Source organism: Streptomyces puniciscabiei, from assembly GCF_006715785.1.
In the GTDB taxonomy this organism is placed as follows: Bacteria; Actinomycetota; Actinomycetes; order Streptomycetales; family Streptomycetaceae; genus Streptomyces; species Streptomyces puniciscabiei.
In genome coordinates this window covers 1,551,603-1,571,935 of sequence record NZ_VFNX01000001.1, presented here as the reverse complement: position 1 = coordinate 1,571,935, position 20,333 = coordinate 1,551,603, and the positions used below count along the sequence as shown (strand labels likewise).

Below are 20,333 nucleotides of genomic sequence, written 5' to 3'. Positions count from 1 at the left end.
CGGCCGAATTCCAACCCCGGCGGGTGGGACTACCGCACGAGCAGGTGCAGCCCCGAGCAGTCGTACCCGCCGGACGGGTCCGGGGCGTACAGCCAGTAGGTGGTCATCAGCAGCGCGAATGCCAGCAGTACGCCCAGCACCGCGGACACCGCCGCGAGGCCGCGGCGTTCGGTCCGGGGGAGGGTGGTGAAGAGCAGCAGGGAGCCCAGGGCGCAGGTGAGGCCGGCCCACGAGGTGAGGTACATGCGGGTCGAGGGGCCCAGGTACCGGCAGTGCTGGAAGGTGTCGGAACTCCAGGCCAGGTGGGCCATCAGCAGTACGGCGGCCGCTGCTGTCTGCAGGGGGACGAGGAGTGCTCTGCGGGTCATACCTCGGACAGCCCCTCGCACAGCCTGCGCAGCACCGCCCCGCAGCGGCGGGCGTACGCGTGCTGCAGGCCCCGGGTCGCCGGGCCGCCGGCCTTCGCGTACCACTTGGCCTGCTTGCTGAAGGCCGCCACCGTCAGCCAGACCGTGCCGTCGCCGGTGCGGTCGACCACGAAGGCCTCCTCGCCGCATTCGGGGTGGCCCTCCAGCGTGCCGTAGGCCCAGCCGGCCCGGCGGGGTTCCTCCACCGTCCAGATGATGCGGCAGGGGGCCTTGATCAGGCCCGCCAGGGTGACCGTGACGTCGGTGCCGGGGGCCGCGCGGTCGGCGGTGGCGGTGATGCCCACGCCCATGGCGCGGTGCATCTCCCAGGTGAGGACTGCCTCGGCCGCCCGGTGGAAGAGCTTCTGGCCCTCGCCGAGGCGGGTGCGGACGAGCATGGGGTGGAAGCCGGGCGGGCAGTACGTCAGGTCGTCGCGGGTCGCGCCGACCGGCTCGTAGGTGAAGGGCGCCGGGGACATGGGTCACAAGGGTAGGGCGGTACCCGGGACGCCCTCCGCCCGGGTACCGCCCGATCACCGAATGCCGTCCGGATCCGGCTAGTTGACGTTGACCGCCGACCAGGCCGCGGCCACCGCCTTGTACTCGGTGCTGCTGGAGCCGTACAGCGCCGCCGCCGCGCTCAGGGTGCCCGTGCGGGCCGCCTTGTAGTTCGTCGTCGACGTGAAGTACGTGGTCAGCGCCTTGTACCAGATCTGCAGCGCCTTGTCCCGGCCGATGCCGGTGACCGTGGAGCCGTTGGAGGTGGGCGAGTTGTACGTCACCCCGTTGATCGTCTTCGAACCGCTGCCCTCCGAGAGGAGGTAGAAGAAGTGGTTCGCGACGCCGGACGAGTAGTGGACGTCCAGGTTGCCGACCGACGAGGACCAGTAGTCGGCGCTGCCGCCGTCCTTGCTGGGCTTGTCCATGTAGCGCAGCGGGGTGCCGTCGCCGTTGATGTTGATCTTCTCGCCGATGAGGTAGTCACCGGGGTCCTTGGCGTTGTTGGCGTAGAACTCCACGCCGGTGCCCATGATGTCGCTGGTGGCCTCGTTCAGGCCGCCGGACTCACCGCTGTAGTCCAGGCCCGCCGTGTTGGCGGTGACACCGTGGCTCATCTCGTGGCCGGCCACGTCCAGCGAGGTCAGCGGGTCGGCGTTGCCCTGGCCGTCGCCGTAGGTCATGCAGAAGCAGCTGTCGTCCCAGAAGGCGTTGACGTACGAGCTGCCGTAGTGGACGCGGGAGTAGGCGCCGACACCGTCGTTCTTGATGCCGCTGCGGCCGAACGTGGACTTGTAGAAGTCCCAGGTCTCCTGCGCGCCGTAGGCGGCGTCGGCGGCCGCGGTCTGGTCGGAGGAGGAGGTGGAGGCGGTGCCGGTGCCGAAGGTGTTGGTCGAGTTGCTGACCAGCGTGCCCTTGCCGGACGTCTTGCGGGCCAGGTTGTAGGTCTTGTGGCTGCCGCGCGTGGCGTCGGTCAGGTTGTACGACGAGCCCGACTGCGTGGTGGTGAGGCTGACGGTGCCGGAGTACAGGGTCTTTCCGGTGCCGGTCGCGTTCTCGATGCCCTGGTACTCGAACAGCTTCTTGCCGGTGGCGGCGTCGGTGATGACGTGCAGCTGGTTCGGGGTGCCGTCGTCCTGCAGGCCGCCGACGATCGTCTCGTAGGCGAGGACGGGCTTGCCGGAACCGGCCCAGATCACCTTGCGCGCGCCGTCCGCGGTGGACTTGGCGGAGCCGAGGGTCTTGGCGGCGGACACCGCCTGCTTCTCGGCCTTGGCGGCGGTGATCTGCGGCTTGAGCGAGGCCACCTTGATGGCCGCCTGGTTCGCCTTGGTGACGCCCTCGGTCCTGCCCGACTTGGCCGTGTGGACGACCAGGTCGCCGCCGAGCACCGGCAGGCCGGCGTAGGTGCGCTCGTAACGGGTGTGGACGGTGCCGTCGACGTCCTTGACGACGTCCTTGACGACCAGCTTCTCCTTGGCGCCGAGGCCGAGTTGCTGCGCCGTGCGGTCGGCGTCGGCCTGCGCCTTCTGTATCAGGGAGACACGGGCCGAGTCGGACAGCGCGGCGGGGGCGGCGGCGAGGGTCGCGCCGCTCTTGCCGGCGCCGGCCGCGGTGGCGGTCGTGGTCAGACCCGTGGAGAGCAGGGCTCCGGCGGCGACGGCGGTGGCGATGGCCAGGGTGGCGCGCTTGTGACGCGTGTAGCGGGGGGTCACGCAAGCTCCTTCTCGTGGGGAGTCCGGTCAGCGTGGGGTTACTGGCCGGAGAGGTGGGGTGAAGCTCTGCGGCGGGTGAAGGAAGGGTGACATCAGGGGCGCGTACATGTCAGGTCCCTGAAGTGATGTTGGCCGGAAAGCGACTGTCCGGGAAACATTTCAGGGGTGTTAACCGGTGCCGTCCGAGGGTGCCGGACCCTCGGACGGACCCCAGTTCCCGGGCTTTTGGCCGTCGGTTTACGGGAACGTCAGCTTCCAGCCGTTGATCGTTCCGGTGTCGTAGGTGGCCTGATCCTGCACCCTCAGCGTCCAGGTTCCGTTGGCCGGTTCGGCGGAGGCGTTGACCGTGAAGGTCTGCTTCACGTTGTCCGCCGAGTCCGAGGAGCTGAAGTTCTTCAGGCGGTAGGCGGTGCCCGAGGGGCCGACGAGGTCGATCACCAGGTCCCCCCGCCAGGTGTGCGTGATGTCGACGTACACCTGGAGGTTGCCCGGCGCGTTTCCGCTCCTGCCGGAGACCGTGATGCCGGAGGTGACGGCCGGCCCGTTGTCCGGGATGGCGACGGAGGTGTTGCTCTCGTACGTCGTGCCGCCGCCCCCGCCACCGCCGCCGTCGGAGCGCGACCCGACCGCCACGGCCGCCCAGGCGTCCTGCACCGCCTTGTACTCGGTGCTGGAGGTGCCGTACAGCTCGCCGGCCGCCGCGAGGGTGCCGGTGCGGGCGTCCGCGTAGTTGGTGGTGGAGGTGAACTTGGTGGTGAGCGCCTTGTACCAGATCTGCAGGGCCTTGTCCCGGCCGATGCCGGTGACCGGAAGCCCGTCCGCGGTCGGCGAGTCGTAGCTGACGCCGTTGATCACCTTGGCGCCGCTGCCCTCGCTCAGCAGGTAGAAGAAGTGGTTGGCGACGCCGGACGAGTAGTGGACGTCCAGGTTGCCGACCGACGAGGACCAGTAGTCGGCGGAGCCGCCGTCCTTGCTGGGCTTGTCCATGTAGCGCAGCGGGGTGCCGTCGCCGTTGATGTTGATCTTCTCGCCGATGAGGTAGTCACCGGGGTCCTTGGCGTTGTTGGCGTAGAACTCCACGCCGGTGCCCATGATGTCGCTGGTGGCCTCGTTCAGGCCGCCGGACTCACCGCTGTAGTCCAGGCCCGCGGTGTTGGCGGTGACACCGTGGCTCATCTCGTGGCCGGCCACGTCGAGCGAGGTCAGCGGGTCGTTGTTGTTCGAGCCGTCGCCATAGGTCATGCAGAAGCAGCTGTCGTCCCAGAAGGCGTTGACGTAGTTGCTGCTGTAATGGACGCGGCTGTAGGCCGCGACCCCGTCGTTGCGGATGCCGCTGCGGCCGAAGGTGTTCTTGTAGAAGTCCCAGGTCTCCTGCGCCCCGTAGTGCGCGTCGGCGCCCGCGGTGGCCGCGTTGGACGTGCTGCCGTTGCCCCAGGTGTCGTTGCTCTGCGAGAACAGCGTCCCGGTGCCCGAGGTGCCGTGGTTCAGGTTGTACGTCTTGTGGCCGCCGCGCGCCCCGTCGGTCAGCGTGTACGTCGAGCCCGACTGGGTCGTGGTGAGCTGCACCTGCCCGCTGTACTGGGTGTTGCCGACGCCGGTCTCGATGCCCTGGTACTCGTAGAGCTTCTTGCCGGTGGTGGCGTCGGTGATGACGTGCAGCCGGCTGGGGGTGCCGTCGTCCTGGAGGCCGCCGACGACCGTCTCGTAGGCGAGGACGGGCCTTCCGGTCGCCGCCCAGATCACCTTGCGGACGGTGTCCGCGGCGGACCTCGTCCCGCCCCGGGCCCTGGCGCGCTGTACGGCCTGCTTCTCGGCGGTGGCCTTCGACACGGCCGGGGTGAGAGCGGCGACCTTCACGGAGGCTCGGGTGGCCTTGATGACGTCCATGGTCTTTCCGGACTTGTCGCTGTCCACGACCAGGTCGCCGCCGAGCACCGGCAGGCCGGCGTAGGTGCGCTCGTAGCGGGTGTGCAGGGTGCCGTCGGCGTCCTTGACGACGTCCTTGACGACCAGCTTCTCCTGGGCGCCGAGGCCGAGGGACCGGGCGGTGGCGGCCTTGGTGGCGTCGGCGTGGCGTATCAGCTCGACGCGCTGCGAGGGGGTGAGCCGCACGGCCACATGGGCCTTGTCGGTCTTTCCGGGCCCGGGCTTCGCCGGTGCGGCGCTGGCCGCGCCCGACTGGACGGCGGCGGCGATCAGGGCGGCGACGCCGGCGAGGGCGACGGTGGCGGTGCGCCGGTGGGACGCGTGGGGGGTGCGTCTGCGAGAGGAACTGCTTCTCAACACTGACTCCTTCTGCGTGACCGCGGGTCGCGCGGCCGGGGAGACCGGACGGTGGGTTGGGGCGTCCGGGCAGAACAGGGCGGTACGCGGAACCACGTGCAGGCCGGCTCACACGAAGCAGACGTGATGGTGGGGTTGCTGTGAGTCGGCCTGGGAAGAGTGACAGGGGATCACCATTCCTGTCAGGACCGCGTCATAAAGTTGGCCGGAAATGGTCCGTTGACCGGATGTTCATGTTCGATATACGGATCCGGTCACCAGGGCAGGGGACAGGGGGGCTCGGCGGTACCCGCAACGCCCTTACCCGACAAGGGAGTTGGGAGCCTCGCCGGTATCCCCGTGCCAGGTCCGCCACAGGTTCGCGTAGGCGCCGCCGGCCGTCACCAGGTCCTCGTGGGTGCCCAGTTCCGTCAGACGGCCGTCCTCCATGACCGCCACCCGGTCGGCGTCGTGGGCGGTGTGGAGCCGGTGTGCGATGGCGATGACCGTACGGCCCTGGAGGACGGCGGCGAGGGCGTGTTCGGCGTGCCGGGCCGTCGTGGGGTCCAGCAGCGCGGTCGCCTCGTCCAGGATCAGCGTGTGCGGGTCGGCCAGCACCACCCGCGCCAGGGCGAGTTGCTGCGCCTGGGAGCCGTCGGTTGCGCGGCCGCCCGCGCCCAGCCGGGTGCCGAGGCCGTCCGGCAGGGCCCGGACCCAGTCGTCGGCCCCGACCGTCGCGAGCGCCGCCCACAGCTCCTCGTCCGTGGCCTCCGGCTCGGCGATCAGCAGGTTGTCGCGGACCGTGCCGTGGAACACATGGTGTTCCTGTGTCACCAGGACCACCTGGCGGCGCAGCAGCTCCGGCGCCAGCTCGGCCACCGGCACCCCGCCCACCGTCACCTCGCCCGTGCCGGGCCGGTCGATGCCCGCGAGGAGCCGGCTGAGGGTCGTCTTCCCGGCGCCGGAGGGGCCCACCACCGCCAGCCGCTCCCCGGACCGTACCGTCAGGTCCACCCCGCGCAGCACCTCGCCGCCGCGCTCGTAGGCGTACCGGACCCCGCGCACGTCGATCCGGTCGTCCGCCGGAACCGGGGACCCGGCCGGACTCTCCCCGCGCGGGGCCTGCGCCAGCCCCTCCACGCGGGCGAACGAGGCGCTGCTGCTCTGCAGTTGCTCCACGCGCATCAGGATCTGGTCCAGCGGCTCGGTGAACTGCCGCAGGTACAGTGCCGCCGCCACCACCGCGCCGACGCCGACCGCGCCCCGCTGGTGCAGCCAGCCGCCGAGCAGCAGTACGCCCACCACGGGCACGGTGTACGTCACCTCGACCGCCGGGAAGAACATCGTGCGCAGGAACAGCGTGTACAGACGGGTACGGCGGGCCTCCTCCAGCGCGTCCCGGCTCGCCGCCACCCGTCGCCCCCGCAGCCCGAAGGCCTCGACCGTCCGGGCGCCGGCCGCCGTCGAGGCGATGATCTCCGCGACCTGGGAGGTGGCCGCGCCCTCGGCGAGATAGCCGTCCCGGGCCCGCCGCAGATACCAGCGCAGCGCCAGCCAGATCGGGGTCAGCCCGAGCAGCCCGAACGCCCCCAGCAGCGGGTCGAGCGCGAACACCGCCACCAGGACGAACAGTGCCTGCACGGCGCTGACCAGCAGCTCCGGGCCGACGTCCCGCAGGGTGGTGCCGACGATCGCCACGTCCGCCGTGCCGCGCGCGGTCAGATCGCCGGTGCCGGCCCGCTCCACCACGGACGCCGGCAGCGCCAGCACCCGCTCGACGTACTCCTCGCGCACCCGGGCCAGCGTCCGCTCCCCGAACCGGTACCCGACGTAACGCGCCCAGCGGGCCAGCAGCAGCTGGGCCAGCGCGCACACCAGGATCCACGGCGCGAGCCGGTCCACCGCGCCGGTCCCCTGCCCGCCCCGCACCTCGTCCACGATCCGCCCGACCAACCACGGCCCGACCAGCCCGGCCCCCGCCGCCAGCGTGTTCAGCAGCAGCGCGGCGGCGAACGCCCGCCCGTCGGCCCGCACCAGCCGCAGCGCGGCCCGCCGCACCCGGGCCGGCCCTGCCACCGGCAGCAGCCCCTCACCCACCGTCACCGTACGCCCCCTTGGGCTTCGTGGCGCGCGGGCACCGGACCGCCGGGGTGTAGGCCGGCCACCGTCGCTGCGGCCCCGGGCCCTGCCTCACCGTACGACCCCTCGGGCATCGCGGCGTGTGGCCTCCCGGCCGCTGGGGCGTCGGCCGGCCGCCGTCGCTGCGGCGCCTTGCCCGCCGTCACCGTACGACCCCTTGGGCTTCGTGGCGCGCGGGCACCGGACTGCTGGGGCGTAGGCCGGCCGCCGTCGCTGCGGCGCCTTGCCCGCCGTCACCGTACGACCCCTTGGGCTTCGTGGCGCGCGGGCACCGGACTGCTGGGGCGTAGGCCGGCCGCCGTCGCTGCGGCGCCTTGCCCGCCGTGACTGTACGACCCTTTGGGCTTCGTGGCGCGCGGGCACCGGACTGCTGGGGTGTAGGTCGGCCGCCGTCGCTGCGGCGCCTTGCCCGCCGTCACCGTACGACCCCCTGGGCATCGCGGCGCGCGGGTGCCAGGCCGCCCGGGCGCCGGTCGGCCGCCGGTGGCGCCATACCTCGCATGCCGCTGCCCCGGGTGCCCCGCGACCCGCACCCTTGGCGCGCGGCCGCCCATCCCGTCCCGTGCCCCCGTCACCGTACGGCTCCTTCCGTGTCCCGGGCGACGAGTGCCCGATACCCCGGCTCCGCCCCGAGCAGCCGCCGGTGGGGACCGCTCGCCGCGACCTTGCCGTCGACCAGGAAGACGACCGTGTCCGCGTGGTCCAGCACCAGCGGCGAGGTCGACGTCACCAGCGTCGTACGGCCCTCCCGCGCCTCGCGCAGCCGCCGGGCGACCGTCGCCTCGGTGTGCGCGTCCAGCGCCGAGGTCGGCTCGAGCGCGAGCAGCACCTCGGGGTCGGCCAGCAACGCCCTTACCAGCCGCATCCGTTGCCGCTGCCCGCCCGACAGGCTGCGGCCCTGCCCGGACACCGGCGAGTCCGTGCCCTCCGGCAGCCCGCGTACGACGTCCTCGGCGGCCGCCGCGTACAGCGCCCGGCCGAGCTCGGCCTCGTCGGCGGGGTGCCCGGCGGCCACGACCTCGCGCAGCGGCCCCGCGAACAGGTCGGCCTCGTTGTCCGCGACCAGGATCCGCCCGCGCACGTCCGCCAGCGGGACCGCGTCCAGCCGTACCCCGCCCCAGGTGGCGTCGGTCGGCCCGAAGCGGCCGAGCCGGTCCACCACGGCGGCGGCCTCGGCGGGCCGGGCGGCGGCCAGCGCCGTCAGCCGGCCCGGCACCACCCGCACTCCCGACGCCGGATCGTGCAGCTCGGCCGGTTCCTCGGGCGCCCGCAGCGTGCCCTCGTCCGGCTCCGGCTCCAGCCGCAGCAGCCGTACCACTCGGCGCGCGGCCACCACACCCCGGTTCAGGTCGTAGGCCATCTGCACGAAGAACGCCACCGGCCCGATCAGCACGGCCACATAGCCGTACACCGCCACCAACTCGCCGACGGTGATGGATCCCTGGGCCGCGAGCCGTGCCGCGAGCCAGGTCACCACGGCCAGGAACAGGGTGGGCAGGCCCACGCCGAGCGCCTGCACCCAGCTGGCCACCGCGCCCACCCGGTAGCCCTGTGCGCGCAGCCGCCGCGAGTCCTGCCGGAAGGCGTCCGCGAACAGTCCCTTGCCGCCGAGGCCGTTGAGGACGCGCAGCCCGCCCGCGAGGTCGCCGATGCGCGCGGTCAGCACACCCTGCCGCTCCCGGTAGGTGCTCTCCGCGCCCTGCAGCCGCAGCGTCAGCGGCCCGGTGACCAGCGCGATCACCGGCAGCCCGAGCAGCACGACGGCGGCGAGCGGTGCCGAGACCGCCAGCAGCAGCCCGGCCACGACCACATACACCACGGCCGAGCCGACGCCCGGACCGACCACCGTCAGCGCCTGCGCGACGGTCGTCACGTCGCCGACTCCGATCGTCACCACCTCACCGGCCCCCGCCCGGCGCGGCAGCGCGGCCCCGAGCCGCACCACATGGCCCACGACCACCTTCACCGTGCGGAAGTTGGCGTCCATGCGCACCCGGGTCATCGTGCGGTGCCGCATGATGCTCAGCCAGGCGTTGACCGACCCGACCGCGAACATCACCCCGCTCCACGCGGCCAGCACCCCCAGCCGACCCGGCACCAGCCCCTCGTCCACGGCCCGCGCCATCAGATACGGCTGCGCGGCCATCAGCACCATCCACGCACTGCCCAGCAGCGCCCCGGCCGCCGACCGCCCCGGCTGACGCAGCACCAGCCACCACAGGTAGCGCCAGCCGCCGCGGGTGTCCGGGGTGCCCGGATCCTCGTACGCGTCGATCATCCGTCCCCCGATCGGCTCGCCCTCGCCGGACATCTCGAAGGTATCCAGGGTGGCGGCGACCGCTCCATCGAATAAAGAGGCCGTTCGGGCGGCGGTGGCGGGTACGGCGGAGGGCCGGTTCCTCCCGGGGGAGGCACCGGCCCTCGCGTGCGGCGATCGCTCAGCTCAGGCCGAGGCTGGACAGGGCGGTCGTCCAGTCGGTCATGATGGCGTCCTGCGCGTCGGCGAGGCTGACGTCACCGGCGCAGACGGCCTTCTTCAGCTTGTTCTCGACGGTGTCCTTGTTCGCGGAGGTCTCGTCGCCGTAGTGCGGCTCGGGCCAGAGGTTCTCCTCGCTCCTCGGGGCGCCGCCGAGTTCGAGCGGGACGAAGTGGTCCTCCTCGTAGTCCGAGAGGCTGGTGTCGGAGTAGCCGTACTCGGCGATCTGCTTCTTCTTCAGCGCGGTGGTGTAGGAGCTGGGGGGCCGTACGGTCGAGGTCCAGCCGGAGACGCAGATGGTCGAGCCGATGGTGTCCTGGGTGACGTCGGGGTTGAGGGCCCCGGGCGTGCAGACCGGGTCGGGCAGGGGGAGGTAGCTCTGGCTGCAGCCGGCGGCGTGGGCGGAACCGGTGGTGACGGTGAGGCCCGCTGCGGCGAGGGCGAGGGAGGAGAGGGCGGTCACCAGGGGGCGCGGTATTCGGGACATGTGGGGGTCTCCCGGTGCGGTGCCCGGCAGAAGTCCGGGCGGTCGTGAGCATGACAGCACCGGGGTCGTCTATGCGAGTAGACCTCTTTGCCCGAACGAGAGCCGCTTTGGTTGAACGTTTATTCACGCGAGAGCAGCGCGCGGCCAGGCCTTGACGCGGCCTTGGCGTGGAGCCCGACGAGGAGGGTGGGACAGGCGCCGACGGGGTCGTGATCGCTCGTCAACTACCCACCGTATCCCGCGTGAACACCCGCTGAACTACGCCAGACTGTCCCGCCATGCCCGGTGCAGATCCGCGAACCGGCCCGTGCCGCCGGTCAGTTCCGCCGGAGGGCCGTCCTCGACGATCCGGCCGTGCTCCATCACCAGCACCCGGTCCGCGATCTCCACGGTCGACAGCCGGTGCGCGATCACCACCGCCGTACGGCCCCGCAGCACCGTCGACATCGCCCGCTGCACGGCCCGCTCGCCCGGGATGTCCAGCGAACTGGTCGCCTCGTCCAGGATCAGCACCGCCGGGTCGGCGAGCAACGCGCGGGCGAAGGCGACCAGTTGGCGCTGCCCGGCCGAGATGCGCCCGCCGCGCTTGCGGACGTCGGTGTCGTAGCCGTCGGGCAGGGCGCTGATGAACTCGTGCGCGCCGATCGCCTTCGCCGCCCGCTCGATCTCCTCCCGGGTGGCGTCGGGCCGGCCGATGGCGATGTTGTCGGCGACCGTGCCCGAGAACAGGAAGGCCTCCTGGGTCACCATCACCACCCCGCGCCGCAGTTCCGGCACGGGCAGCTCGCGCAGATCCACGCCGTCCAGCAGCACGCGGCCGTCGGAGGGGTCGTAGAAGCGGGCGAGCAGCTTGGCGAGCGTGGACTTGCCGGCACCCGTGGAACCGACCACGGCGACCGTCTGCCCGGCCGGCAGGGTCAGATCGAAGCGGGGCAGGACCTCGCCGCCGGTGCGGTAACCGAACCGGACCCGGTCGAAGACGACCTCGCGGCCCGGGAAGTCCCCCTTCAGCGGCGGGAGTTCACGAGGGACCGCCGGCTCCGGCACGGACGGGGTCTGGGCCAGCAGCCCGGCGACCTTCTCCAGGGAGGCGGCGGCCGACTGGTAGGAGTTCAGGAACATCCCCAGCCGGTCGATCGGGTCGTACAGCCGGCGCAGGTACAGCACCGCCGCCGCCAGCACACCCAGCTCCAGCGAGCCGGACGCCACCCGGTAGGCGCCCCACAGCACGATCCCCGCGACCGCCGTGTTCGCCACCAGCCGGGAGCCGACCACATAGCGGGCCATCTCCAGCAGCGCGTCCCCGTTGGTCCGCTCGTGCCGCCGGTTGAGCACGGCGAACTCGGCGTCGTTGGCCGCCTCCCGGCGGAAGGCGCGCACCGGACGGATGCCGTTCATCGTCTCCACGAACTTCACGATCACCGCCGCGATCGCCGTCGACCGCGCCCGGTACACCCGTCCCGCCCGCCGCTGGTAGAGCCGGACGAGCAGGTACAGCGGCACGAACGAGGCCACCGCGACGGCGCCGAGGCCGAGATCCAGCCACAGCAGCATCGCCGAGATGTAGACGAAGGACAGCACGACGGTCACCAGCTCCTGCAGGCCGTCGTTGAGGAGTTCGCGGAGCGACTCCACGTCCGTGGTGGAGCGGGAGATCAGCCGTCCGGACGTGTACCGCTCGTGGAAGTCGATGCTCAGCGCCTGCGCGTGCCGGAAGATCCGGCCCCGCAGATCCAGCAGCACGTCCTGGCTGACCCGGGCGGAGGCCTCGATGAACGCGGACTGCAGCAGACCGGAGGCGAGGGCGCACAGCAGATAGCCGACGGCGACCGCGACCAGCGGGCCGTGCCGGTGGTCCCGGAACGCCGGTACGGCGCTGTCGATGGCGTACGCCACCAGCAACGGGCCCAGCTGCACCGCCGCCTGCTGGAGGAGGAGCAGGAGGGTGGTGACGGTCACCCGGGCTCTCATCGGCGCGAGCAGGGAGCGCAGCAGGGCGGCCGTGGCGCCGGGCGGGGCGGGCAGGACGTCCCGGTCGAAGACGTCGCCGTCACCGGCGTCGCCCTCCCGGTGCGGGCCGGGGAGTTCGTCGTCCTCGGCGGTGGGCGTGGAGGCGGTCGTGGTGGTCAACGGGAGTCCTCCTCGTCCCCGGAAGCGTCGCCGGAAGCGTCGCCGGAAGCGTCGCCGGAAGCGTCGCCGGAAGCGTCCCCGGAAGCGTCGCCGGAATCGTCCCCGGACATCAGATGCGCGTACTCGGCGTTGGTGCGCAGCAGTTCGTGATGGGTGCCCACGGCGGCGATCCGGCCGCCCGAGAGCAGGGCGACGCGGTCGGCGAGCAGCACCGTCGACGGGCGGTGGGCCACGATCAGCGCGGTGGTGTCGGCGAGGACCTGCCGCAGCGCGGCCTCCACGGCGGCCTCCGTGTGCACGTCCAGGGCGGACAGCGGGTCGTCCAGCACCAGGAACTCCGGTCTGCCGACCACCGCTCGGGCCAGCGCGAGGCGCTGCCGCTGGCCGCCGGAGAGGCTGAGGCCCTGTTCGCCGACGCGGGTGTCCGTGCCCTGGGGGAGGGCGTGCGCGAAGTCCGCCTGCGCGACGGCGAGCGCCCGGTCGAGCTCAGGCTTGCCGGCGCCGTCCGGAGCGCCCATCAGCACGTTCTCGCCGACACTCGTGGAGAACAGCGTGGGCTCCTCGAAGGCGACGGCGACCTTGGCGCGCAGCTCCTCGCGGCGCATCGCGTTGATGTCCACGCCGTTGAGCGTGATGCGGCCCGAGGTGACCTCGTGCAGGCGGGGGACGAGGGCGGTGAGCGTGGTCTTCCCGCTGCCGGTGGCTCCGACCAGGGCCATGGACTCGCCGGGGCGGACGTGGAGGTCGATGTCGTGGAGGAGGGGCGGGGAGTCTGGGGGTGCGTCGGGGTAGCGGAACGAGACGCCCTCGAACCGAAGTCCCGCCGTGCCTCGTGGCGTCGGGTCGTGCGAGCCGCCCCCGGCCCCCGCGTCCTCCGGTACCTCGTCCATCACCTCGAAGTACCGTTCCGTCGCCGTCGCCGCCTCCTGGCTCATCGCCAGCAGGAAGCCGATGGAGTCGACCGGCCAGCGCAGGGCGAGCGCGGTGCTCAGGAAGGCGACCAGCGTGCCCGCCGACAGGCCGCCGTCGGCCACCCGGATCGCGCCCAGCACCAGTGCCGCACCGATGGCCAGTTCGGGAAGGGTCACGATGACACCCCAGATGACCGCCAGCAGCCGGGCCTTGCGCAGTTCCGTGCCGCGCAGGGTGACCGCCAGCTCGCGGAACGCCCGTGCCTGGCTGCGGTGCCGGCCGAAGCCCTTGATGATGCGGATGCCGAGCACGCTCTCCTCGACCACCGTCGTGAGGTCGCCGACCTGGTCCTGCGCGCGCCGCGCCACCAGGGCGTACCGCCGCTCGAAGACCACGCAGGTCCACATGACGGGGATCGCGGGACCGAGGATGACCAGGCCCAGCACCCAGTCCTGCATCAGCATGATCACCACGCCGACGAGGATCGTGACGCCGTTGACCAGCAGGAACGTCAGCGGGAAGGCGAGGAACATACGCAGCAGCATCAGGTCGGTCGTGCCCCGCGACAGCAACTGGCCCGAGGCCCAGCGGTCGTGGAAGGCGACGGGCAGCCGCTGCAGATGGCCGTACAGCCCCGCCCGCATCTCCGCCTCCACGTGCGACAGGGGTCGGGCCACCAGCCAGCGCCGTACACCGAACAGGACCGCCTCGGCGATTCCGAGCAGGAGCAGGTACAGCGCCCCGAGCCAGACTCCCGCCGGGTCATGGTCGGCGACCGGCCCGTCCACGAGCCACTTCAGGACGAGCGGGATCACCAGCCCGGTGCAGGAGGCGACGACCGCGACGAACGCGGCCGTGAACAGCCGCGCCCGCACGGGGCGGACGTACGGCCACAGGCGCAGCAGCGTGCGTACGGCGGAACGGTCGGTCTCGGTGGTTGCACGTGTCGTGGGCATCACTGGCGAGCGTACGGACCGGCACTGACAACGCCCACCGAGTTTTGGCCGGACCCAGGTCCGTCGCTGGTCCTACGACCTGCGTGTTCGACGCCTCGGACACCGCATCCGCACGACGGGTCGTAGACCCGCGTCAACCGATCGGACGATGCCGCTTCGAGCGGGGCGGCCGATGTGCCGGGCCCCGCCCGCCCGGGATGCTCGGGGCATGCCATCCGTCATCGAAGTCACCGATCTGCGCAAGTCGTACGGCGGCCGGGCCGTCGTCGACGGCGTCTCCTTCGCCGTCGAGGAGGGCGAGATCTTCGGGATCCTCGGCCCGAACGGCGCCGGCAAGACCACCACCGTGGAGTGCGTCGAGGGGCTGCGGGTCCCCGACGGCGGCCGGGTCCGGGTCGCCGGCCTGGATCCCGTCGCCGACCACGACGAGGTCGCCCGGATTCTCGGCGCCCAGCTCCAGCAGAGCGAGCTGCAGCCCAAGCTGACCGTGCGCGAGGCGCTGGAGCTGTACGCCTCCTTCCACCCCGACGCGGCCGACTGGCGGCCGCTCGCCGAACGCCTCGGCCTCACCGCCAAGCTCGGCACCCGGTTCGCCAGGCTGTCCGGCGGGCAGCGGCAGCGGCTGTTCATCGCGCTGGCCCTCGTCGGCAACCCGCGCGTCGTCGTGCTGGACGAGCTGACCACCGGCCTGGACCCGCGGGCCCGCCGCGACACCTGGCAGCTGATCGAGGACGTCCGCGCGAGCGGCGTCACCGTGCTGCTCGTCACCCACTTCATGGAGGAGGCGCAGCGGCTGTGCGACCGGATCGCGGTGATCGACAAGGGCCGGGTGGCCGCCCTGGACACCCCGGCCGGGCTCATCCGCCGGTCGGCGGGCGCCACCGTCATCAGCTTCACCCCGTCGGCCCCGCTGGACGACGACGACCTCGCCGCCCTCCCGGCCATCGCCTCCATCGAGCGCAAGGACGGCCGGATCACGCTCTCCGGCACCGACGAGACCGTGAACGCGGTCATCACCCTGCTCGCCCGGCACCGCGTCACCGCCCATCAGCTGCGGGTGCTGGACGCCACCCTCGACGACGCGTTCCTGGACCTGACCGAGGACCGGACCGACCGGACCGGCGACCACACCGAGGAGGCCGCGGCATGAACACCGCCGTCCTGCGCACCGAGTTCCGGCTGTTCCGCCGGGAACCCGGCGCCGTCTTCTGGATCTTCCTCTTCCCGACGCTGCTCCTGGTGATCCTCGGCTCGATCCCGTCGTTCCGGCACGCCGACAAGGCCCTGGGCGGGCTGCGGCCGGTCGACGCCTATGTGCCCATCGCCGTACTGATCGCCCTGATCATGTCCGGGGTGCAGTCGCTGCCCCAGGTGCTGACCGGCCACCGGGAGCGGGGCATCCTGCGCCGGATGCGGCTCACCCCCGTACGACCCTCCGCCCTGCTGTCCGCGCAGATGGTCGTGCAGGGCACGGTGGCGCTGGCCTCGGCGCTGCTCGCGCTCGCCGTCGGCCGGCTCGCCTTCCACGTACGGCTGCCCGAGCAGGCGGCCGGCTATCTGCTGGCGCTGCTCCTCGCGACCGCCGCGGCCCTCGCCCTCGGATCCGTCGTCTCCGCGGTGTCCCGCACCACGAAGATCGCCGGCGCGATCGGCTCGGCGGTGTTCTTCCCGATGATGTTCTGCGCGGGTCTGTGGCTGCCGGTGCAGGAGATGCCGCACACGCTGGCCCGGGTGGTCGGCCTGACCCCGTTCGGCGCGGCGGCCCGTGCCCTGAACGAGGCCGCGGCCGGGCACTGGCCCGGCTGGACGCACGTGGGCGTGCTCGCGGCCTGGACGGTGCTGCTCACGGCGGGGGCGGCCCGCTGGTTCCGCTGGGAGTGAGCGAACCGTGCCGGACACTGGTGCCATGACGAACACCGTGCGGCAGGAGCCCCGGGCCTCCTTCGACGGTTGGGGGCCCTACGCGCTGCTGGTCGTCGGTGTCCTCGCGGGCGCCCTCTCCGCTCGCCCGGTCGGCATGGGCCGGTCCGCGATGGCCGCCTCGGCGGCAATGCTGGCCGCGGGTGCCGTCCTGCAGGTGTGCTGGGGAAGGGTGAAGCGGAGGCAGCCGGGTCCGAGCCGGGCCGGTGCCTGCTTCTACTTCCTGCGCTGGGCCCTCGGGTTCGCGCTGACGTGGCTCAACCCGTTCTTCGCCTTCTACGCCGTGACCGGCTACTACACCGCCGCCCGGGAGCTGCCCGGCCGGCTGGTGCTACCGGGTCTCTTCCTGACCGCGGTCACCGTGGCCGGCAGCGAGATGGGCGGCATGCCGCCGCACGGGCCGGTCATGTGGGTGGGGTTCTTCCTGACCCTGGGCGTCAACATGGGACTGGTCAGTCTGTTCACCCGGTACGCCCAGCAGGAGCAGGCCCGTGCCGTCGTCCAGGCCGACACCATCGCCGAACTGGAGCGCACCAACACCGCGTTGCAGCAGGCCCTGGACGAGAACGCGGCGCTGCACGCCCAGCTCCTGCTCCAGGCGCGGGAGGCCGGGGTCGCCGACGAGCGCCGCCGGCTCGCCGCCGAGATCCACGACACCATCGCCCAGGGCCTGACCGGGATCATCGCCCAGCTCCAGGTGGTGGCCAACGCCCCCGACCTGGTCACCGCCCGCACCCACCTGGAGCGCGCCTCCGCGCTCGCCCGGCACAGCCTCGGCGAGGCCCGCCGCTCGGTGCACAACCTGGCCCCGGTCGCCCTCGCCGCCGACGGGCTGCCGGAGGCGCTGAAGAAGACGGTCGCCGAATGGGGCCAACGCACCGGAGTGCGAGCCGAGTTCACGGTCACCGGAACCACCGAGCAGCTGCACGACGAGGTCTCGGCGACCCTGCTGCGCATCGCCCAGGAGGCCCTGTCCAACGCGGGCCGGCACGCCCGGCCGGCCCGGGTCGGGGTGACCCTGTCCTTCATGGGCGACGAGGTCACCCTCGACATCCGCGACGACGGCACCGGCTTCGACCCGGCCGCCGTACCGGAGCGCAGCCGCAGCGGCGGCTTCGGCCTGCCGGGGATGCGGGCCCGCGCCGAGCGCATCGCCGGCTCCCTCACGGTCGAGTCGGAGCCGGGCAACGGCACGGCGGTGTCGGCTCGCGTACCCTTGGTCCGCGATGACCGCTGAGCCCGCCATCACCCTCCTGATCGTCGACGACCACCCGGTGGTCCGCGACGGCCTGCGCGGCATGTTCGAGTCGGCCCCGGGCTTCCGGGTGCTCGGGGAGGCGGCGAACGGCGCCGAAGCGGTGGCCCGGACCGCGGCCCTGGACCCGGACGTGGTCCTGATGGACCTGCGGATGCCCGGCGGCTCCGGCGTGGACGCGATCCGCGAGCTGACCCGCCGGGGCGCCCGCGCGAAGGTCCTGGTCCTCACCACCTACGACACCGACTCCGACACCCTGCCCGCGATCGAGGCGGGCGCGACCGGCTACCTCCTCAAGGACGCCCCGCGCGACGAGCTGTTCACCGCCGTCCGCGCCGCCGCCGAGGGCCGTACGGTCCTCTCCCCGGCCGTGGCCTCCCGCCTGGTCCACGCGGTCCGCACCCCGCGCGGGGCCGACGCCGAGCCGCTGTCGGCCCGTGAGCGCGAGGTGCTGGCCCTGGTCGCCAAGGGCGCGTCGAACCGCGAGATCGCCCGTGAACTGTTCATCAGCGAGGCGACCGTGAAGACCCATCTGACCCACCTGTACGCCAAGTTGGGCGTGAAGGACCGCGCGGCGGCGGTGGCGGTGGGCTACGACCGGGGGATCCTGGGCTAGCGAGCCGGGCCAGGACGCGGCCGGCCCCGTCACACGGGGTCGACCCGCAGGAGGAGTACACAGCGCCCCGGCACCGTGATCTGCCTGCCCGCCGGGTGGACCGTACCCGGGGCGCCCGCCTGCTCCTCCCGTGAGGTGTCCACGACGACCTCGTACCGCTCCGCCCACGGCGGCCCCGGCAGCACGAAGCCCGTCGGCCGGTCGCCCGCGTGCAGGACCGCGAGGAAGCTGTCGTCCGTGACCGGTGCGCCCCGCTCGTCGCGGCCCGGGATGTCCCGGCCCGAGAGGTACATGCCGAGCGTGGCCGCGGGGGCGTACCAGTCGCCCTCGGTCATCTCCGCACCGCGAGCCGTGAACCAGGCCAGGTCCCGTAGCCCGTCCGCCGAGTGGGCCCGGCCGGAGAAGAAGGCCCGGCGGCGCAGCACCGGATGCCGGTGGCGCAGCGCGATGAGCCGGGAGGTCAGGTCGAACAGGGGCCGCCAGGCCGGGTCGTCCAGCAGGGACCAGTCCAGCCAGCTGATCTCGTTGTCCTGGCAGTAGGCGTTGTTGTTGCCGCGCTGGGTGCGGCCGAGTTCGTCGCCGGCCACCAGCATGGGCACACCGGTGGACAGCAGCAGCGTGGTCAGCAGGTTGCGCAGCTGACGGCGGCGCAGCGCCCGTACCCGCTCGTCCTCCGTCTCGCCCTCGACCCCGCAGTTCCAGGAGCGGTTGTCGTCGGTGCCGTCGCGGTTGTCCTCGCCGTTGGCCTCGTTGTGCTTGCGCTCGTACGACACCAGGTCGCGCAGGGTGAACCCGTCGTGCGCGGTGACGAAGTTGACCGAGGCGTACGGGCGGCGGCCGCCCCAGGCGTACAGGTCGCTGGAGCCGGACAGGCGGTAGCCCATCTCGCGCACGTCGGGCAGGGCGTGCCGCCAGAAGTCCCGGACGGCGCCCCGGTAGCGGTCGTTCCACTCCGTCCACAGCGGCGGGAACGCGCCCACCTGGTAGCCGCCGGAGCCGATGTCCCACGGCTCGGCGATGAGCTTCACCCGGCGCAGTACCGGGTCCTGGGCGATGACCGCCAGGAACGGGGACAGCATGTCGACGTCGTGCATCGAGCGGGCGAGCGCCGCCGCGAGGTCGAAGCGGAAGCCGTCGACGCCCATTTCGGTGACCCAGTAGCGCAGGGAGTCGGTGATCAGGCGCAGCACCTGGGGCTGGACCACGTGCAGGGTGTTGCCGCAGCCGGTGTAGTCGGCGTAGCGGCGGGCGTCGTCCTGGAGGCGGTAGTAGCCGCGGTTGTCGATGCCCTTCAGGGACAGGGTCGGGCCCAGCTCGCCCGCCTCGGCCGTGTGGTTGTAGACCACGTCGAGGATGACCTCGATGCCGGCCGCGTGCAGCGCGCGCACCATCCGCTTGAACTCGCCGACCTGCTGTCCCGTCGTACCGGAGGCGGCGTAGGCGGCGTGCGGGGCGAAGTAGCCTATGGAGTTGTAGCCCCAGTAGTTGCGCAGGCCCCGGCGCAGCAGGTGGTCCTCGTGCGCGAACTGGTGGACCGGGAGCAGTTCGACGGCCGTCACGCCCAGCTTCACCAGGTGCTCGATCGCCGCCGGGTGCGCGAGGCCGGCGTAGGTGCCGCGCAGTTCCTCCGGGACGCCGGGGTGCAGTTTGGTGAAGCCGCGTACGTGCAGCTCGTAGATGACGGAGTCGGCCCACGGCGTCTTCGGCCTGCGGTCGTCCTCCCAGTCGTCGTCATCGTCGACGACGACCCCCTTCGGGACGTACGGCGCCGAGTCCCGGTCGTCGCGCACGGTGTCGGCCACCTGCTGCTGGGGCCAGTCCCGGACGTGCCCGTACACCTCCGGCGGCAGGCTGAACTCACCGTCCACCGCGCGCGCGTACGGGTCCAGCAGCAGCTTGGCCGGGTTCCAGCGGGCGCCGGTCCACGGGTCCCAGCGGCCGTCCACCCGGTAGCCGTACCGCTGGCCCGGCATCACGCCCGGCACGAAACCGTGCCAGATCTCGTGCGTCAGCTCGGTCAGCCGGACCTGGGTCTCCCGGCCCCGCTCGTCGAACAGGCACACCCGGACCGCCTCCGCCCCGCCCGCCCACAGCGCGAAGTTGGTGCCCGCGACCCCGTCCGGGCCGACCCGGAAGCGGGCTCCCAGCGGGGTCGGGGCGCCCGGCCACACCACCGGGGCCGGCACCGCGGCGTGCCGGGCGCCGTTCACCACGGCCGGCTGCTGCCCGGTCCCGGCGGCCGGCTCCCCGGCCGGTGCCCGCTGCTCGGCTGCGCTCGTCACCTGTCGGCCCCTCTTTCAGTGGCTCGCCCCGGGGCGGTGCAACCGGCCGTGCCGAAGAGCCGGGGCTGCCCCGCAGCATCCCCGGCCGCCCGGTACGGCTGCGCCCCGACGGTCGGGGGCGCCCTCCGGATCGCGCTCCTGCGTCCCTTTCAGCCGATCCGATCCGAGAAGGCGCCCCTCCGGCGGGGGCGCGGCGGCTCCCCAGCGTGTCGTCCTTCCCTCTGTTCTGCCCAGTGCATGGGTCGCACTCACGTTTCCCCGGAGCGGGCCCGGTCGTT

At 72.6% G+C, this 20,333-nt stretch carries 14 protein-coding genes; 4 read left to right on the top strand and 10 right to left on the bottom strand.

What is annotated here, in order from left to right; translation table 11 throughout:
• Positions 1-29: 29 nt before the first annotated feature.
• The 9 genes from FB563_RS06980 to FB563_RS06940 all read right to left on the bottom strand — a co-directional run bounded on the left by FB563_RS06980 (position 30) and on the right by FB563_RS06940 (position 13,982).
• Positions 30-368, bottom strand: a complete 339-nt coding sequence (locus FB563_RS06980) for a hypothetical protein (RefSeq protein ID WP_055709854.1) — start codon at positions 366-368, stop codon at positions 30-32.
• Complete coding sequence (locus tag FB563_RS06975) at positions 365-886, bottom strand: DUF1990 family protein (protein WP_055709855.1); 522 nt, start codon at positions 884-886, stop codon at positions 365-367. The genes FB563_RS06980 and FB563_RS06975 overlap by 4 nt, the downstream gene beginning before the upstream one ends.
• 78 nt (positions 887-964) lie before the next feature.
• A complete protein-coding gene (locus FB563_RS06970) occupies positions 965-2,620 on the bottom strand; it encodes a M4 family metallopeptidase (RefSeq protein ID WP_055709856.1) in 1,656 nt (551 codons plus the stop codon).
• 237 nt (positions 2,621-2,857) lie between these two features.
• The gene (locus FB563_RS06965; RefSeq protein ID WP_055709857.1) at positions 2,858-4,903 is read right to left on the bottom strand and encodes a M4 family metallopeptidase; all 2,046 of its coding nucleotides are present in this window, start codon (positions 4,901-4,903) and stop codon (positions 2,858-2,860) included.
• 300 nt (positions 4,904-5,203) lie between these two features.
• Positions 5,204-6,985: an ABC transporter ATP-binding protein gene (locus tag FB563_RS06960; RefSeq protein ID WP_055709858.1), complete on the bottom strand. Its 1,782-nt coding sequence runs from the start codon at positions 6,983-6,985 to the stop codon at positions 5,204-5,206.
• A gap of 607 nt (positions 6,986-7,592) precedes the next feature.
• Positions 7,593-9,299: an ABC transporter transmembrane domain-containing protein gene (locus FB563_RS06955; RefSeq protein WP_055707583.1), complete on the bottom strand. Its 1,707-nt coding sequence runs from the start codon at positions 9,297-9,299 to the stop codon at positions 7,593-7,595.
• 160 nt (positions 9,300-9,459) lie between these two features.
• Entirely contained in the window at positions 9,460-9,984 is a 525-nt protein-coding gene (locus FB563_RS06950) for a hypothetical protein (RefSeq protein ID WP_055707582.1), read from the bottom strand.
• 258 nt (positions 9,985-10,242) lie between these two features.
• Complete coding sequence (locus FB563_RS06945; RefSeq protein ID WP_055707581.1) at positions 10,243-12,114, bottom strand: ABC transporter ATP-binding protein; 1,872 nt, start codon at positions 12,112-12,114, stop codon at positions 10,243-10,245.
• Complete coding sequence (locus tag FB563_RS06940) at positions 12,111-13,982, bottom strand: ABC transporter ATP-binding protein (RefSeq protein WP_142218540.1); 1,872 nt, start codon at positions 13,980-13,982, stop codon at positions 12,111-12,113. Before FB563_RS06940 ends, FB563_RS06945 begins: the two co-directional genes overlap by 4 nt.
• 208 nt (positions 13,983-14,190) lie before the next feature.
• Between FB563_RS06940 and FB563_RS06935 the strand changes: the two genes are divergently transcribed.
• Genes FB563_RS06935 through FB563_RS06920 form a run of 4 tightly spaced genes read left to right on the top strand, consistent with a single transcriptional unit; the run spans position 14,191 to position 17,773 of the window.
• Positions 14,191-15,132 carry an ABC transporter ATP-binding protein gene (locus tag FB563_RS06935; protein WP_055710481.1) on the top strand — a complete coding sequence of 314 codons (942 nt, stop codon included), beginning with the start codon at positions 14,191-14,193 and terminating at the stop codon, positions 15,130-15,132.
• On the top strand, positions 15,129-15,863 hold the full coding sequence (locus FB563_RS06930; protein WP_055710480.1) for an ABC transporter permease: 735 nt from the start codon (positions 15,129-15,131) through the stop codon (positions 15,861-15,863). Before FB563_RS06935 ends, FB563_RS06930 begins: the two co-directional genes overlap by 4 nt.
• Before the next feature lie 25 nt (positions 15,864-15,888).
• Positions 15,889-17,139, top strand: coding sequence for a sensor histidine kinase (locus tag FB563_RS06925; RefSeq protein WP_079049139.1), 1,251 nt, complete (start codon positions 15,889-15,891; stop codon positions 17,137-17,139).
• Entirely contained in the window at positions 17,129-17,773 is a 645-nt protein-coding gene (locus FB563_RS06920; protein WP_055710478.1) for a response regulator, read from the top strand. Before FB563_RS06925 ends, FB563_RS06920 begins: the two co-directional genes overlap by 11 nt.
• Before the next feature lie 29 nt (positions 17,774-17,802).
• On the opposite strand, the gene glgX is transcribed toward FB563_RS06920, so the two are convergent.
• On the bottom strand, positions 17,803-20,055 hold the full coding sequence (gene glgX / locus FB563_RS06915) for a glycogen debranching protein GlgX (RefSeq protein ID WP_199833057.1): 2,253 nt from the start codon (positions 20,053-20,055) through the stop codon (positions 17,803-17,805).
• Positions 20,056-20,333 lie beyond the last annotated feature (278 nt).